15 protein-coding genes are annotated in these 15,398 nt (G+C 57.9%); 14 read left to right on the top strand and 1 reads right to left on the bottom strand.

The annotated features are described in order from the left end of the window. Genes Q7T10_RS19365 through Q7T10_RS19300 form a run of 14 tightly spaced genes read left to right on the top strand, consistent with a single transcriptional unit; the run spans window position 1 to window position 14,347 of the window. Window positions 1-1,254 (top strand): NADH-quinone oxidoreductase subunit D, encoded by a 1,254-nt coding sequence (locus tag Q7T10_RS19365; RefSeq protein WP_304751349.1) that lies wholly within the window; start codon window positions 1-3, stop codon window positions 1,252-1,254. Beyond that, entirely contained in the window at window positions 1,251-1,763 is a 513-nt protein-coding gene (nuoE, locus tag Q7T10_RS19360) for an NADH-quinone oxidoreductase subunit NuoE (protein WP_304751348.1), read from the top strand. The genes Q7T10_RS19365 and nuoE overlap by 4 nt, the downstream gene beginning before the upstream one ends. After that, on the top strand, window positions 1,760-3,115 hold the full coding sequence (nuoF, locus tag Q7T10_RS19355; RefSeq protein WP_304751346.1) for an NADH-quinone oxidoreductase subunit NuoF: 1,356 nt from the start codon (window positions 1,760-1,762) through the stop codon (window positions 3,113-3,115). Before nuoE ends, nuoF begins: the two co-directional genes overlap by 4 nt. 12 nt (window positions 3,116-3,127) lie before the next feature. Then, entirely contained in the window at window positions 3,128-5,275 is a 2,148-nt protein-coding gene (nuoG, locus tag Q7T10_RS19350) for an NADH-quinone oxidoreductase subunit NuoG (RefSeq protein ID WP_304751345.1), read from the top strand. Further along, entirely contained in the window at window positions 5,272-6,354 is a 1,083-nt protein-coding gene (gene nuoH, locus Q7T10_RS19345; RefSeq protein WP_304751343.1) for an NADH-quinone oxidoreductase subunit NuoH, read from the top strand. Before nuoG ends, nuoH begins: the two co-directional genes overlap by 4 nt. A gap of 12 nt (window positions 6,355-6,366) precedes the next feature. Further along, window positions 6,367-6,888, top strand: a complete 522-nt coding sequence (gene nuoI, locus Q7T10_RS19340) for an NADH-quinone oxidoreductase subunit NuoI (RefSeq protein ID WP_304751342.1) — start codon at window positions 6,367-6,369, stop codon at window positions 6,886-6,888. A 26-nt stretch (window positions 6,889-6,914) separates the two neighbouring features. Then, entirely contained in the window at window positions 6,915-7,589 is a 675-nt protein-coding gene (locus tag Q7T10_RS19335; RefSeq protein WP_304751341.1) for an NADH-quinone oxidoreductase subunit J, read from the top strand. Beyond that, complete coding sequence (gene nuoK / locus Q7T10_RS19330; protein WP_011463804.1) at window positions 7,586-7,894, top strand: NADH-quinone oxidoreductase subunit NuoK; 309 nt, start codon at window positions 7,586-7,588, stop codon at window positions 7,892-7,894. Before Q7T10_RS19335 ends, nuoK begins: the two co-directional genes overlap by 4 nt. A 4-nt stretch (window positions 7,895-7,898) precedes the next feature. Next, the gene (gene nuoL / locus Q7T10_RS19325) at window positions 7,899-9,926 is read left to right on the top strand and encodes an NADH-quinone oxidoreductase subunit L (protein WP_304751337.1); all 2,028 of its coding nucleotides are present in this window, start codon (window positions 7,899-7,901) and stop codon (window positions 9,924-9,926) included. 13 nt (window positions 9,927-9,939) lie between these two features. Beyond that, on the top strand, window positions 9,940-11,415 hold the full coding sequence (locus Q7T10_RS19320; RefSeq protein WP_304751335.1) for an NADH-quinone oxidoreductase subunit M: 1,476 nt from the start codon (window positions 9,940-9,942) through the stop codon (window positions 11,413-11,415). A 39-nt stretch (window positions 11,416-11,454) separates the two neighbouring features. Then, the gene (nuoN, locus tag Q7T10_RS19315) at window positions 11,455-12,942 is read left to right on the top strand and encodes an NADH-quinone oxidoreductase subunit NuoN (protein WP_304751334.1); all 1,488 of its coding nucleotides are present in this window, start codon (window positions 11,455-11,457) and stop codon (window positions 12,940-12,942) included. A 24-nt stretch (window positions 12,943-12,966) separates the two neighbouring features. Next, a complete protein-coding gene (locus Q7T10_RS19310; RefSeq protein WP_304751331.1) occupies window positions 12,967-13,269 on the top strand; it encodes a DUF2818 family protein in 303 nt (100 codons plus the stop codon). A 15-nt stretch (window positions 13,270-13,284) separates the two neighbouring features. Next, window positions 13,285-13,890 carry an NUDIX domain-containing protein gene (locus tag Q7T10_RS19305; protein WP_304751329.1) on the top strand — a complete coding sequence of 202 codons (606 nt, stop codon included), beginning with the start codon at window positions 13,285-13,287 and terminating at the stop codon, window positions 13,888-13,890. Between the two features lie 7 nt (window positions 13,891-13,897). Next, window positions 13,898-14,347 (top strand): DUF1178 family protein, encoded by a 450-nt coding sequence (locus Q7T10_RS19300; RefSeq protein WP_304751328.1) that lies wholly within the window; start codon window positions 13,898-13,900, stop codon window positions 14,345-14,347. 28 nt (window positions 14,348-14,375) lie between these two features. Here Q7T10_RS19300 and Q7T10_RS19295 read toward each other — a convergent pair. Beyond that, the coding region (locus tag Q7T10_RS19295) for a Glu/Leu/Phe/Val dehydrogenase (protein ID WP_304751326.1) at window positions 14,376-15,398 on the bottom strand (1,023 nt) is incomplete at its 5' end.

The following is a 15,398-nucleotide window of genomic DNA, read 5'->3' as shown; positions in this document are numbered from 1 at the left end:
ATGGCTGAAATAAAAAATTACACCCTGAATTTTGGACCGCAACACCCGGCCGCCCACGGCGTTTTGCGTCTGGTGCTGGAGCTCGACGGCGAGGTGGTCCAGCGCGCTGATCCACACATTGGCCTGCTGCATCGGGCCACCGAGAAGCTGGCGGAAAGCAAGACCTTCATCCAGTCATTGCCCTACATGGATCGGCTCGATTACGTGTCGATGATGTGCAACGAGCATGCCTACTGTCTGGCCATCGAGAAGCTGCTCGGCATTGACGTGCCCGTGCGGGCCCAGTACATCCGCGTGATGTTTGCCGAGATCACCCGTCTGCTCAACCATCTGATGTGGCTGGGATCGCACGGAAACGATTGCGGCAGCTCCACCATTCTGATCTACACATTTCGCGAGCGCGAGGATCTGTTTGACATGTACGAGGCGGTCAGCGGCGCCCGCATGCATGCGGCGTACTTCCGTCCGGGTGGTGTGTACCGGGATCTGCCCGACACCATGCCCCAGTACAAGGCGAACAAGATTCGCAATGCCAAGGGTATTGCAGAACTCAACAGCAATCGCCAGGGTTCCCTGCTGGACTTCATTGAAGATTTCACCCAGCGTTTCCCGACCTATCTGGGCGAATATCACACGCTCCTCACGGAAAACCGGATCTGGAAACAGCGTACGGTGGGTATTGGGGTGGTGACCGCAGAGCGTGCCCTGAACATGGGCTTTACCGGTGCCATGCTGCGCGGCTCAGGAGTCGCATGGGATTTGCGCAAGAAGCAACCCTACGATGTTTACGATCGCATGGACTTCGATATTCCTGTTGGCAAAACCGGCGATTGTTACGATCGTTATCTGGTTCGCATGGAGGAGATGAAGCAGTCCAATAACATCATCAAGCAGTGTGTCGACTGGCTGCGCGTCAACCCCGGCCCGGTGATCACAGATAACCACAAGGTGGCCGCTCCCGATCGCGAATCCATGAAATCCAACATGGAAGAGTTGATCCACCATTTCAAGCTGTTTACCGAAGGCTTTCACGTGCCTGAAGGCGAAGCTTACGCGGCCGTGGAACATCCCAAGGGCGAGTTTGGCATTTACATCGTGAGCGATGGCGCCAACAAGCCTTACCGCCTGAAAATCCGACCGCCAGGTTTCGCGCATCTGGCCGGCCTGAATGAGCTGGCTGGCGGTCACATGATTGCCGACGTCGTAGCCGTGATCGGCACTATGGATATTGTGTTTGGAGAGATTGACCGATGATCTCAGAAGCTGTTTCTCAAACGATTTCCGATGCAACCAGGGCACGCTTTGCCAGGGAAGTCGCGAAATACCCCTCGGATCAAAAACAGTCCGCTGTCATGGCGTGCCTGGCCATCGTCCAGCAGGAAATCGGCTACGTAAGCACCGAGAGTGAGCAGATCGTGGCCGACTATCTCGGCATGGCACCGATTGCCGTGCACGAAGTCACCACCTTCTACAACATGTACAACCAGCAGCCTGTTGGCAAGTACAAGCTCAACGTTTGCACGAATCTGCCATGCCAGTTGCGCGATGGCGGAAGGGCTCTTGAGCATCTTGAACAGAAGTTGGGTATCCGCATGGGCGACACGACGCCGGACGGCATGTTCACCCTGCAGCAGTGTGAATGCCTGGGTGCGTGCGCAGATTCCCCCGTTTTGCTGGTGAACGACCGGACGATGTGCAGCTTCATGAGCAACGACAAACTCGACCAGCTGGTGGACGGCCTGCGCGCGGCGGAGGACAAATGATGATGGCCGAGAAAATCCTTGCCCAGTTTCAGGCCACAGGTGTGCAAACCTGCTTTCACGATCGGCACATCAATCCGCAGATCTACGCTGGATTGAATGGCACCAACTGGCGTCTGAGGGACTATGAAGCACGCGGTGGCTATCAAGCGTTGCGCAAGATCCTTGCAAAGGACGGTGGTGAGGGTTTGACGCAAGACCAGGTGATTGCAACGGTCAAGGAATCTTCCTTGCGCGGGCGAGGCGGTGCCGGTTTCCCGACGGGGCTCAAGTGGAGCTTCATGCCGCGCCAGTTTCCCGGACAAAAATACCTGGTCTGCAATTCCGATGAGGGCGAGCCTGGTACCTGCAAAGACCGCGATATCCTTCAGTTCAACCCCCATATCGTCATCGAGGGCATGATCATTGCCGCGTACGCGATGGGCATTTCGGTGGGCTACAACTACATTCACGGCGAAATCTTCCAAAGCTATGACCGTTTTGAAGAGGCGCTGGAAGAGGCGCGTGCCGCCGGCCTGCTGGGCAACAACATTCTGGGCAGCAGTTTCAGTTTCCAGTTGCATGCGGCCCATGGTTTTGGTGCCTATATCTGCGGCGAAGAGACTGCGCTGCTGGAGTCGCTTGAAGGCAAGAAGGGCCAGCCCCGTTTCAAGCCACCGTTTCCGGCCAGCTTTGGGCTGTACGGAAAGCCAACCACCATCAACAACACGGAAACTTTTGCTGCCGTGCCATGGATCATCCGCAACGGCGGGCCGGCTTATTTGGAGTGTGGCAAGCCCAACAATGGCGGCACCAAGATCTATTCCATCAGCGGTGACGTGGAGTTGCCCGGCAACTACGAAATCCCGATGGGCACACCGTTTTCCAAGTTGCTCGAAATCGCGGGCGGCGTGCGCAAGGGGCGCCAGCTTAAAGCCGTGATTCCTGGCGGCTCATCGTCACCCATTCTGCCGGCCGGCATCATGATGGATTGCACAATGGACTACGACTCCATCGCGAAAGCGGGCTCCATGCTGGGCTCGGGGGCGGTGATTGTGCTGGACGACAGCCGTTGCATGGTCAAGAGCCTGCAGCGCTTGAGTTACTTTTACATGCACGAATCGTGTGGCCAGTGCACGCCATGCCGCGAGGGCACCGGTTGGCTGTCGCGAGTGGTGGACCGGATCGAAAATGGTCAGGGTCGTCCTACCGATATGGACTTGCTGAATTCGGTCGCCGAGAACATCATGGGACGCACGATTTGCGCCTTGGGCGATGCGGCCGCCATGCCGGTGCGGGCCATGATCAAGCATTTCCGTCATGAATTTGAATATCACGTAGAGCACAAGACCTGCATGGTCCCTGCCTACGTCTGACCGAGTCCTACGATGATTGAAATTGAACTCGACGGCAAGAAGGTAGACATTGTTGAAGGCAGCATGATCATGCATGCGGCTGAAAAGGCAGGCACCTATATCCCGCATTTCTGCTACCACAAGAAACTCAGCATCGCGGCCAACTGCCGTATGTGTCTGGTTGATGTGGAAAAGATGCCCAAGCCCATGCCCGCCTGTGCCACACCGGTGACGCAAGGCATGATCGTCCGTACCAAGAGCGACAAAGCGATCAAGGCGCAGAAGTCGGTCATGGAATTCTTGCTGATCAATCATCCGCTGGATTGCCCTATTTGCGATCAGGGTGGCGAGTGCCAGTTGCAGGATCTGGCCGTTGGCTACGGCGCTTCTTCTTCGCGTTACGAAGAAGAGAAGCGTGTTGTGGCGGTCAAGGATGTCGGCCCCCTGATTTCCATGCAGGAGATGAGCCGGTGTATTCACTGTACCCGCTGCGTTCGTTTTGGCCAGGAAGTGGCCGGCGTCATGGAGCTGGGCATGTCGCATCGCGGCGAGCACGCCGAGATTGAAACATTTATCGGTCACTCGATTGATTCGGAACTCTCGGGCAACATGATCGACATCTGTCCGGTCGGCGCCCTCACCAGCAAGCCGTTCCGTTACAGCGCACGCACATGGGAATTGTCGCGCCGCAAGTCCATCAGTCCGCATGACTCGACCGGTGCGAATTTGATTGTGCAGGTCAAGAACAACAAGGTCATGCGCGTGGTGCCGCTCGAGAATGAAGATGTCAACGAGTGCTGGATTGCCGACCGCGACCGTTTCTCCTACGAGGCCTTGAACAGTGACGAACGCCTTACCACCCCGATGATCAAGCAGGGTGGGGCATGGAAGGCTGTTGATTGGCAGACGGCGCTCGAGTATGTTGCCAATGGTTTGAAGCAAATCAAGTCAGAGCATGGTGCGGCGAGTATCGGCGCGCTGGTCAGCCCACACAGCACGCTGGAAGAACTGTGTCTCGCCTCCGCCTTGACGCGCGGTCTGGGAAGTCAGAACGTCGATTACCGTCTGCGCAATGCTGAATTCGCGGCAGTCGAGGGCGTGCACTATCTTGGCACCTCCATTGCGTCTTTGTCCGGACTCCAGTGTGTCTTGGTGATTGGCTCCAGCCTGCGCAAGGATCACCCCTTGTTTGCACAACGAATCCGGCAGGCAGCCCGCAAGGGCTGTGCGGTGAATGCTATCAATTCTGCAGCAGAAGACTGGGCCATGCCCGTTGCCAATACCTTGCTGTGTAACACCAGTACCTGGGTGCAGGCACTGGCCGACGTGGCGGCGGCGGTGGCAGCTGACAAAGGCGTTGCAGCTCCGGCGCCGGGCACCGTTAGCGATGCTGCCAAGGCCATCGCCCAGTCTCTGCTGAGTGGTGAGCGCAAGGCAATTTTGCTGGGCAATGCGGCCGCGCATCACGCCAGGGCTTCGAGCCTGTTGGCGCTCGCCAACTGGATTGGCGAGCAGACGGGTGCGACGGTGGGTTACCTTACAGAAGCCGCGAATACCGTGGGGGCACAGCTTGCCGGTGCGTTGCCTGGGCAAGGTGGCCTGAACGCCGCGCAAATGCTCGGCGGCGGTCTCAAGGCCGTGCTGCTGTTGAATAACGAGCCTGAATTTGATTCGGCTGCGGGTGCGTTGGCCCGCAATGGTCTCTCGCAAGCACAGATGGTTGTGACGCTCAGCCCGTTCAAGTCGAACATGGCGTTTAGCGATGTGCTGCTGCCCATTGCGCCGTTCACAGAAACCTCAGGCACTTTTGTCAATGCCGAAGGTCGCGTCCAAAGTTTCCATGCGGTGGTCAAGCCCCTGGGTGAAACCCGTCCGGCCTGGAAAGTCTTGCGCGTACTGGCCAACTTGCTGGATGTGCCGGGCTTTGACTTCGACTCCTCACAGGATGTGCTGAATCAGGTGTGTGGGCTACCGCCAGCAGACAAGACGCATTTGTCTGCAGAGATGCTGAGCAATGCGACGCAGGCGGTCATTGATCTCGCACCGGCGACGGTTGCGCCGGTGGTGGCCAGTATCTACACATTGGATGGTACGGTCCGTCGTGCCGCGAGCCTGCAACTCACGGCAGACGCCAAAACTACTGAATCGATGCAGCAAGTGGCGAAGGAGAGCGCAGCATGATTGACGCCATTTTTGCTTCCGGGCAAGGGCTGCTCGACGCGTCCTGGTGGTCTGCCATGGTTTGGCCGGTCATATGGAACCTCATCAAGATCGTGGTGCTGGTGTTGCCCTTGATGGGCGCTGTTGCCTACCTCACTCTGTGGGAGCGCAAGTTCCTGGGCTGGATGCAGGTTCGTGTGGGCCCAAATCGGGTCGGTCCTCTGGGCTTGCTGCAGCCGATTGCTGACGCCTTGAAGCTGTTGGGCAAAGAGATCCTGATGCCGACGGCGGCCAGCAAAGGCCTGTTTTTCATTGGTCCCGTCTTGACCATCATGCCCGCGATGGCGGCTTGGGTGGTGATCCCGTTTGGTCCTGATGTCGCACTGGCCAACATCAACGCCGGTCTGTTGTTCGTGATGGCCATCACGTCAATGGAAGTCTACGGTGTGGTGATTTCGGGCTGGGCGTCCAACTCCAAATACTCGTTTCTTGGTGCCATGCGGGCTTCCGCCCAGATGGTGAGCTATGAAATCGCCATGGGCTTCTGTCTGATCGTGGTGCTCATGGTGTCGGCCAGCATGAACATGACGGACATTGTGACCGGGCAGGGCAAGGGGTATTTCGCACACATCGGCCTCAACTTCCTCTCGTGGAACTGGTTGCCGTTGCTGCCCATTTTTGTTGTTTACATCATTTCGGGTCTCGCTGAAACCAATCGTCACCCTTTCGACGTGGTTGAAGGTGAAGCTGAAATTGTGGCCGGGCACATGGTCGAATATTCAGGCATGTCATACGCCATGTTCTACCTGGCCGAGTACGCGAACATGTGGCTGGTGTCCATTCTGGCGGCCACCATGTTCCTGGGCGGCTGGTTGTCGCCGATTGACAGTGCCTTGTTCAACTGGGTTCCGGGCTGGATCTGGCTGGGGTTGAAGACCTGTGCGGTGGTCAGCCTGTTTATCTGGGTGCGTGCCACCTTCCCACGTTTCCGCTATGACCAGATCATGCGTTTGGGCTGGAAAATTTTCATACCGGTAACGCTGGTATGGCTGCTGGTCGTGGGCGCCTGGATGCAGACCTCTTTCAATATCTGGAAGTAACAGGAGCTGATCATGTCCAACATCACTTCAGCCGCCGTGCCATCGACTTTTTCCCTCAAGGATTTCCTCACCAGTTTCTTGTTGCTGGAGTTGTTCAAGGGCCTTGCGCTGACGGGGCGCTACGCCTTCCGTCGCAAGGTGACGATCCAGTTCCCGGAAGAGAAGACTCCCCTGTCGCCAAGATTTCGGGGCCTGCACGCCTTGCGCCGCTACGAGAACGGCGAGGAGCGTTGCATCGCATGCAAACTGTGCGAGGCGGTGTGCCCTGCCATGGCCATCACGATTGAATCCGAGGTGCGGGCCGATGGATCGCGTCGCACCAGTCGCTACGACATCGATCTCACCAAATGCATTTTCTGCGGCTTCTGCGAAGAAAGTTGCCCGGTCGATTCGATTGTTGAAACCCATATTCTTGAGTACCACGGTGAAAAACGCGGGGACCTGTACTTCACCAAAGAAATGCTGCTAGCCGTTGGCGATCGGTACGAAAACGAAATTGCGGCCAGCAAGTCGGCTGACGCCAAGTACCGCTGATTAGCCGCAAGAAAGAAACTACTCCCATGGATGTCAAAACAGGTCTGTTCTACGTTTTTTCAGCGGTGTTGCTGTTCGCCGCGTTTCGGGTGATTACGGCCCGCAACCCTGTTCACGCCGCGCTATTTCTCGTGCTCTCGTTTTTCCAGGCGGCCATGATCTGGATGCTGCTCAAGGCAGAGTTCCTGTCCATCACGCTGGTGCTGGTGTACGTTGGGGCAGTCATGGTGCTGTTCCTGTTTGTGGTGATGATGTTGGACATCAATGTCGATGGCGTCCGCGTGGGCTTCTGGAAACACTTTCCGCTGGCAGCCGTGATGGGTGTCCTCATCGCTCTTGAGATGGCGGCAGTCCTGATGGGCGGATTTCGGGTTACGGAAGAGCCGCAAGTTGCTGCCGCTCTTGGCCAGGCGACTGGGGAAACATCGAACAGTCGCGAGCTGGGCAAGCTTTTGTTTACCGAATACATCTATCCGCTTGAAATCGCTGCGGCGATTCTGCTGGTCGCCATGATTGCCGCCATTGCGCTGACATTGCGTCAACGCAAGGACAGCAAGTATGTGAGCCCCTCCGAGCAGGTGCGGGTGAAGGCAAAAGACCGGATGACTGTGCTCAAGATGGCGGCGACCCAGGCAGCCGTGATTGACGATGCGGCGACAGGGACTGGGGAAAACAACCCGAATGCGGAGAAAAAAGCATGACCTTGACCCTTGGACATTTTCTTTCTCTCGGCGCCATGCTGTTTGCGCTGTCGGTGATCGGCATCTTCCTCAATCGGAAGAACCTGATTGTCCTGTTGATGGCGATCGAGTTGATGCTGCTGGCGGTGAATACGAATTTCGTGGCTTTCTCCTACTATCTGGGCGATATGCACGGGCAGATCTTCGTGTTTTTCATTCTGACCGTTGCTGCCGCCGAATCGGCCATCGGTCTGGCCATTTTGGTGCTGCTGTTCCGCAACAAGTCCAGCATCAATGTGGACGAACTCAATACGCTCAAGGGTTAATAAGATGAGTCAAACCCTGTCCGCTTCAACGCTTCTGGCGGTGCCGATGGCGCCGCTGGCGGCGGCCGTTCTGGCCGGTATTCTTGGTACCAAGTTTGGTGGCAACTGGATCGGTCGCCGCATGTCGCACTCCCTCACCATTCTGGGTGTAATGTTGTCATTCATCCTGTCCGCCATGACGCTCAAGAGCGTGGCGCTCGACGGGGCGCGTTTCAATGAAACCCTCTACACCTGGATGGTGGTGGGTGGTCTCAAAATGGAAATTGGCTTCCTCGTCGATGGCCTGACCGCGATGATGATGTGCGTGGTGACTTTTGTGTCCTTGATGGTTCACATCTACACCATTGGCTACATGGAAGAGGATGAAGGCTACAACCGTTTCTTTGCCTACATTTCTCTCTTCACCTTCTCCATGCTGATGCTGGTGATGAGCAACAACATGTTGCAGTTGTTCTTTGGCTGGGAGGCGGTGGGACTTGTCTCCTATTTGCTGATCGGATTCTGGTTCAACAAGCCTACCGCCATTTTCGCCAATATGAAGGCCTTTCTGGTCAATCGGGTGGGGGACTTCGGCTTCATCCTGGGCATCGGACTGATCGTTGCCTTTGCGGGCACACTGAATTACACCGAGGCTTTTGCCAAGGCGGGCGATCTGGCAAAGTTGAGTTTCCCGGGAACCGACTGGATGCTGATCACGGTCATCTGCATTTGTCTGTTCATTGGGGCCATGGGTAAATCAGCCCAGTTTCCGCTGCACGTCTGGTTGCCCGATTCAATGGAAGGCCCGACCCCGATCTCGGCGTTGATCCATGCGGCCACCATGGTGACCGCCGGCATTTTCATGGTGGCGCGCATGTCGCCCCTGTTTGAGCTGAGCGACACGGCGCTGAACTTCGTGCTGGTGATCGGTGCCATCACGGCCTTGTTCATGGGCTTTCTTGGCATCATCCAGAACGACATCAAACGCGTGGTGGCGTATTCCACGCTGTCCCAGCTCGGCTATATGACAGTGGCGCTTGGCGCATCCGCCTATTCGGTGGCGGTGTTCCATCTGATGACGCACGCCTTCTTCAAGGCCCTGCTGTTTCTTGCAGCCGGTTCGGTCATCATGGGCATGCACCACAACCAGGACATCCGCTGGATGGGGGGAGTGCGCAAGTACATGCCGATCACGTGGATCACCACGCTGTTGGGCTCGCTCGCTCTCATCGGAACGCCATTATTTGCCGGGTTCTATTCCAAGGACAGCATCATTGAAGCGGTTCACGCAAGCCACCTGCCGGGTGCCGGCTTTGCATCGTTTGCCGTGCTGGCCGGCGTGTTTGTGACCGCGTTCTACTCGTTCCGGATGTATTTTTTGGTGTTCCATGGCAAGGAGCGTTTCGACCAGAATCCTGACGCCCACCACGATGCGCATCATGCGGGTGACCATGGCCACCACCAGGAGCAGCACCAGCCACATGAGTCACCCTGGGTGGTGACGGTACCGCTGATTTTGCTGGCGATCCCCTCGGTCGTGATCGGTTTCATGACGATTCAGCCCATGCTGTTCGGAGAGTTCTTCAAGGACGCCATCTTCGTCAACGCCGAAAAACACGCGGCGATGGAAGAACTGGCGAAGTTGTTCCATGGTCCGGTTCAAATGGCGTGGCACGCATTGACGACCCTGCCGTTCTGGCTTGCGCTGGCAGGTGTGGCCAGCGCCTACTACATGTACATCGTCAATCCGGCATTGCCGGCCGCCATCAAACGCCGTGTTGAGCCAATCTACACCCTGCTGGAGAACAAGTACTACATGGACTGGTTCAATGAGAACGTGCTGGCGCGTGGCGCGCGTGCTCTGGGTGTCGGTTTGTGGAAGGGCGGCGACCAGTTCCTGATTGATGGCACGCTCGTCAACGGCTCCTGGAAAGTTGTCGCCTGGGTATCTGGTCTGGCCCGCCGGGTGCAGTCTGGTTATCTGTACCACTACGCACTGGCCATGATCTTGGGTGTTTTTGTGCTGATGACGTATTTCGTCTGGCTCAAGTAGGAGAATAAAAAAAATGGGATTGTTGAGCCTGGCTATCTGGACGCCGATTGTTTTCGGTGTCGTGCTGCTGGCACTCGGTCGTGACGATCAGGCGCGTACTGTGCGCTGGGTCGCGTTGATCGGCGCCGTTGCCAGCTTTCTTGTGACCCTGCCGCTGTATTCCGGGTTCAAACTTGGCACGGCCGCCATGCAGTTCGTCGAGAAGGCGCCCTGGATCAGTCGCTTCAATGTCAACTACCACCTTGGCGTGGACGGCATTTCACTCTGGTTTGTGCTGCTGACGGCATTCATCAACGTGGTGGTCGTCATTGCGGGCTGGGAAGTCATTACCCGGCGCGTGAACCAGTACATGGGTGCGTTCCTGATTTTGAGCGGCTTGATGATCGGCGTTTTCTGCGCGCTGGATGGCATGCTGTTCTACGTCTTTTTTGAGGCAACCCTGATCCCGATGTACCTGATCATTGGTATCTGGGGCGGCCCGAACAAGATCTACGCCGCGTTCAAGTTCTTCCTTTACACGCTACTCGGCTCGCTCCTGATGCTGATTGCGTTGATCTTTCTGTATGTCAAGTCGGGTGGCAGCTTCGACCTGGCCTTGTGGCACAAGCTACCCCTGGATGGCACCACACAGACGTTTTTGTTCTTTGCTTTCCTGGCCGCCTTCGCCGTGAAGGTGCCGATGTGGCCGGTGCACACGTGGTTGCCTGACGTACACGTGGAAGCGCCCACCGGCGGGTCCGCCGTGCTGGCCGCCATCATGCTGAAACTTGGGGCCTATGGTTTCCTGCGGTTTTCCATGCCCATTGCGCCCGATGCGGCGCGGGAGTGGGCCTGGTTGATGATTGCGCTGTCCCTGATTGCCGTCATCTATGTCGGTCTGGTGGCGATGGTGCAAAAGGACATGAAGAAGCTGGTGGCCTATTCTTCGGTTGCGCACATGGGTTTCGTGACCCTCGGTTTCTTCATCTTCAATGATCTGGGCGTGTCGGGCGGTCTGGTACAGATGATCGCGCATGGCTTTGTGTCGGCTGCCATGTTCCTGTCTATCGGGGTGCTGTATGACCGCGTCCATTCGCGCGAGATCGCCAGCTACGGTGGTGTGGTCAACACCATGCCCAAGTTCACCGCGTTTGCGCTGCTCTTTACCATGGCCAATTGCGGCTTGCCGGCTACCGCTGGTTTCGTGGGCGAGTGGATGGTGATTCTGGGTGCCGTCAAAGCCAATTTCTGGCTGGGTTTTGGCGCCGCGAGTGCGCTGATCTTTGGGGCAGCCTATTCCTTGTGGATGTTCAAGCGCGTCTATCTGGGCCCGGTTGCCAACCCTCATGTCAAGGCCCTGGTCGACATCAACAGCCGCGAGTTCCTGATGCTCGCTTTGCTGGCGATTGCGGTGTTGTACATGGGTATCTATCCGAAGCCGTTTACCGACGTCATGGATACGTCGGTGGCGGAGTTGCTCAAGCATGTTGCGCTGTCCAAGCTGAATTGATCAGTCTGAATTGACCAAATTTGAATTAAGAGATGGAAAATGATCGATAAACTCAGTTGGATCTCGGTGTACCCCGAAATCATCCTGCTTGTCATGGCCTGCGTCATTGCGCTGGCCGATCTCGGTGTGAAGAGTCCACGCCGCACAACAACCTATTTGCTGACCTTGCTGACCTTGGCCGTGGTGGCTGCCCTGCAGGCAGCTTACGCCAGCGGTGGTGTAACGCTGTATGGCTTTGGCAACATGGTGGTCAGCGACCCGATGGGCAACTGGCTCAAGTGCTTTGCAACGGTGGCCGTCATGGTCACGCTGGTGTACGGACGTCCCTACGCCGCAGACCGGGACATGTTGCGGGGCGGCGAGATATTCTCACTGAGCACGTTTGCATTGCTGGGCATGTTCGTCATGATCTCGGGCAACAATTTTCTCGTGATTTACATGGGTCTTGAATTGCTGACGCTGGCGAGTTATGCGCTGGTGGCCTTGCGGCGTGACGATGCCACGTCGACAGAAGCTGCGATGAAGTATTTTGTGCTGGGTTCCCTGGCCTCTGGTTTCCTTTTGTACGGCTTGTCGATGATGTACGGTGCGACTGGCTCGCTGGATATCACTGCCGTGTTCAGAGCCATCAACTCAGGGCAAATCAAACATCAGGTTCTGGTCTTCGGTCTGGTGTTTGTGGTGGCGGGTCTCGCTTTCAAGCTGGGCGTGGTGCCATTCCATATGTGGATTCCCGACGTGTACCAGGGTGCACCCACGGCGGTGACGCTGTTCATCGGTGGCGCGCCGAAGCTGGCGGCATTCGCGATCATTATTCGGCTATTGGTGGAGGGCATGTTGCCGCTGGCGCTCGACTGGCAGCAGATGCTGATGGTGCTGTCGATTGGCTCGCTCCTGATCGGAAATCTGGCGGCCATCGCACAGACCAATCTCAAGCGCATGCTGGCGTTCTCGACCATTTCGCAAATGGGTTTTGTATTGCTGGGCCTGATGTCGGGTGTGGTGAATGGGAACGTCCTTTCCGCCGCCAATGCCTACAGTTCGTCCATGTTCTATGTCATCACCTATGTCCTCACCACGCTGGCAAGTTTTGGGGTCATCCTCCTGCTCGCCCGCGAGGGCTTTGAGAGTGAAGAGATCTCTGATTTCGCTGGTCTGAACGAGCGCAGTCCTCTTTACGCCGGCGTGATGGCCATCTGTCTTTTCTCGCTGGCCGGCATTCCCCCCATGGTTGGTTTTTACGCCAAGCTCTCGGTGTTGCAGGCGCTGGTCGCGTCGGGTCAGGCAGTCCATATCGGGCTCGCGGTGTTCGCTGTGCTGATGTCGCTGATCGGTGCTTTCTACTACCTGCGCGTCGTGAAAGTCATGTACTTTGACCAGCCCATCACGGCCAGCACCGTGTCGGCACCATTCGACGTTCGGGCCGTGCTGTCGATCAACGGCGCGCTGGTGCTGATCCTGGGCCTGGTGCCCGGCGCCCTGATGGCTTTGTGCGCCGATGCGGTCGTGCAGATGCTGGGCGCCTGATAGCCAGCACCTGGTTCTCCACACGTGTCTCAAACTGTCTCTGTCTGGGTGGTCGTACTGACCGCATTTTGCGCGGCCAATCTGCCGTTCATCAGTCATCGCCTGATGGCTGTCGTGACGCCGCGCAAGCCGAAGACGCTGGCGGTCCGGCTGGCCGAACTCGTGGTGTTCTATTTTCTGGTGGGCGGCTTGGCCCTGCTGCTGGAAAAACGGGTGGGCCAGATTGCGCCGCAAACCTGGGAGTTCTATGCGATCACAGCAACATTGTTTGTGACGTTTGCATTCCCTGGTTTTGTCTATCGCTACCTGCTCAAACACCGCGACTAGTTCTCGACAAAGCTTATGGACGATCGCCATCTGATCGAAGAAAAGCTCTCGAGCATCGAATTGTTCAAGGGCCGTCTGCTGCACGCGTTTCGCGATACCGTCAGACTCCCTGACGGAGCCACCACCAGCCGCGAATACGTCGTGCATCCCGGGGCCGTCATGATCGTTCCCCTGATCGAAGACGCCACAGGTGGGCTGCGGGTGGTGTTGGAGCGCCAGTTCCGCTACCCGGTTGGTCAGGTCATGATTGAGTTTCCGGCGGGCAAGCTCGATGCCGGAGAAGACATCCAGGTCTGCGCCCAGCGCGAGTTGATGGAGGAAACCGGCTACACCGCCATGGAGTGGGCGCGAGCAGGGGTGCTGCATCCGGTCATTTCCTATTCGACCGAATTCATTGACATCTGGTTTGCCCGCGGCTTGACCCAGGGCGCCCGTCAGCTTGACCAGGGCGAGTTTCTGGATGTGTTCACTGCGACACCGACCGAGCTGTTGGCGTGGTGCCGCGATGGCCGGGTGACCGATGCGAAAACCCTGACGGCTGCCCTGTGGTTGCAGAACGTCCTGTCGGGTGCATGGCAATTGCACTGGAAGCAAGCCACCGCGCCCCCTATCGCTGGATAATGGCGCCATGAAAGTTCTGGATATTCAGTGTGGCCACCAGCATGTGTTTGAAGGCTGGTTTGCGTCCGAAGACGATTTCCTGAGCCAACAGGGCCGCGGCCTCGTCGAATGTCCGGTGTGCGGCGACGCTTCCATTACCAAGCGTTTGAGCGCGCCGCGGCTTAACCTGGGCGCGGCCCGTGGCGAGACCTCAAGCACGCAGGAAGTGGTCGCCACGGCCACGGCAGATCAGACTCTGCCGACCGCCTGGATGGCGGTGGCCCGCCGTATCCTGGCCAATACCGACGATGTCGGGAACAAGTTTGCCGAGGAAGCACGCAAGATCCATTACGGCGAAGCGAAGGAGCGCGGCATCCGCGGCCAAGCCTCCCGCGCTGAGACCGAGTCCTTGATCGAGGAAGGGATCGCCGTGATGGCTTTGCCGCTGCCCGAGGCGCTCAAAGGCCAGTTGCAGTAGGCCCGTCGGCCACAGGCGCCCAGCCAATTCAGGGATAAAGGCCGCGCAACTCGCGCGCATGCAGAATCCGTTTGCACGCCACAATGAAAGTCGCCGTGCGCAGGCTCACCTTGTTGTCCTGTGCCACTTCCCAGACACCCGCAAAGGCTTCTTTCATGATGCGCACCAGTCGGGCATTGATCTCGTCTTCGCTCCAGAAGAAGCTGGAGAAGTCCTGCACCCACTCGAAGTAGCTCACCGTCACGCCACCGGCGTTGGCGATCACGTCGGGCAGCACCAGCACGTTGCGGTCGTGCAGGATGTCGTCGGCCTGTGGCGTGGTCGGGCCGTTCGCGCCCTCGATCACCATGCGCGCCTGGATGCGCCCGGCGTTGGTTTCGTTGATCTGCGATTCGAGCGCGGCGGGAATGAGGATGTCGCACGGTACGCCCCAGAAGGCGTCGTTGGCGATGACTTCGGCCCCGGCGAACCCGGCCACCGAGCCGGTCTGCTTCACGTGGTGCAACAGCGCCGGCACATCGAGCCCGGCTTCGCGGTAGATCGTGCCGCCGTGGTCCTGCACCGCGACCACGCGGGCGCCAGCCTCGGAGAACAGCTTGCCGGCCACGCCGCCCACATTGCCAAAACCCTGCACGGCCACGCGCGCCGTGGACACGTCCAGGCCAATGCGGCGCGCCGCTTCCACGCCCACGGTGAACACGCCGCGGCCCGTGGCTTCGCGCCGGCCGAGCGAGCCGCCCAGGTCCACCGGCTTGCCGGTGACCACGCCGGTGGCGGTGGAGCCTTCGTTCATCGAATACGTGTCCATCATCCAGGCCATCACCTGCTCGTTGGTGTTCACGTCGGGCGCGGGGATGTCCTTGGTCGGGCCGATGATGATGCCGATCTCGCTGGTGTAGCGGCGCGTGATGCGCTCCAGCTCACCGATCGACAGCTGGCGCGGATCGACGCGGATACCACCCTTGGCGCCACCGTAGGGCACGTTGACCGCCGCGTTCTTGATTGACATCCAGGCCGACAGCGCCATCACTTCGGACAACGTCACATTCTG

Origin of the sequence: Rhodoferax sp., assembly GCF_030646845.1 — a bacterium.
GTDB lineage: Bacteria > Pseudomonadota > Gammaproteobacteria > Burkholderiales > Burkholderiaceae_C > Rhodoferax.
The sequence above is the reverse complement of the archived record's forward strand: the minus strand, read 5'-3'. Positions and strand labels throughout refer to the sequence as shown.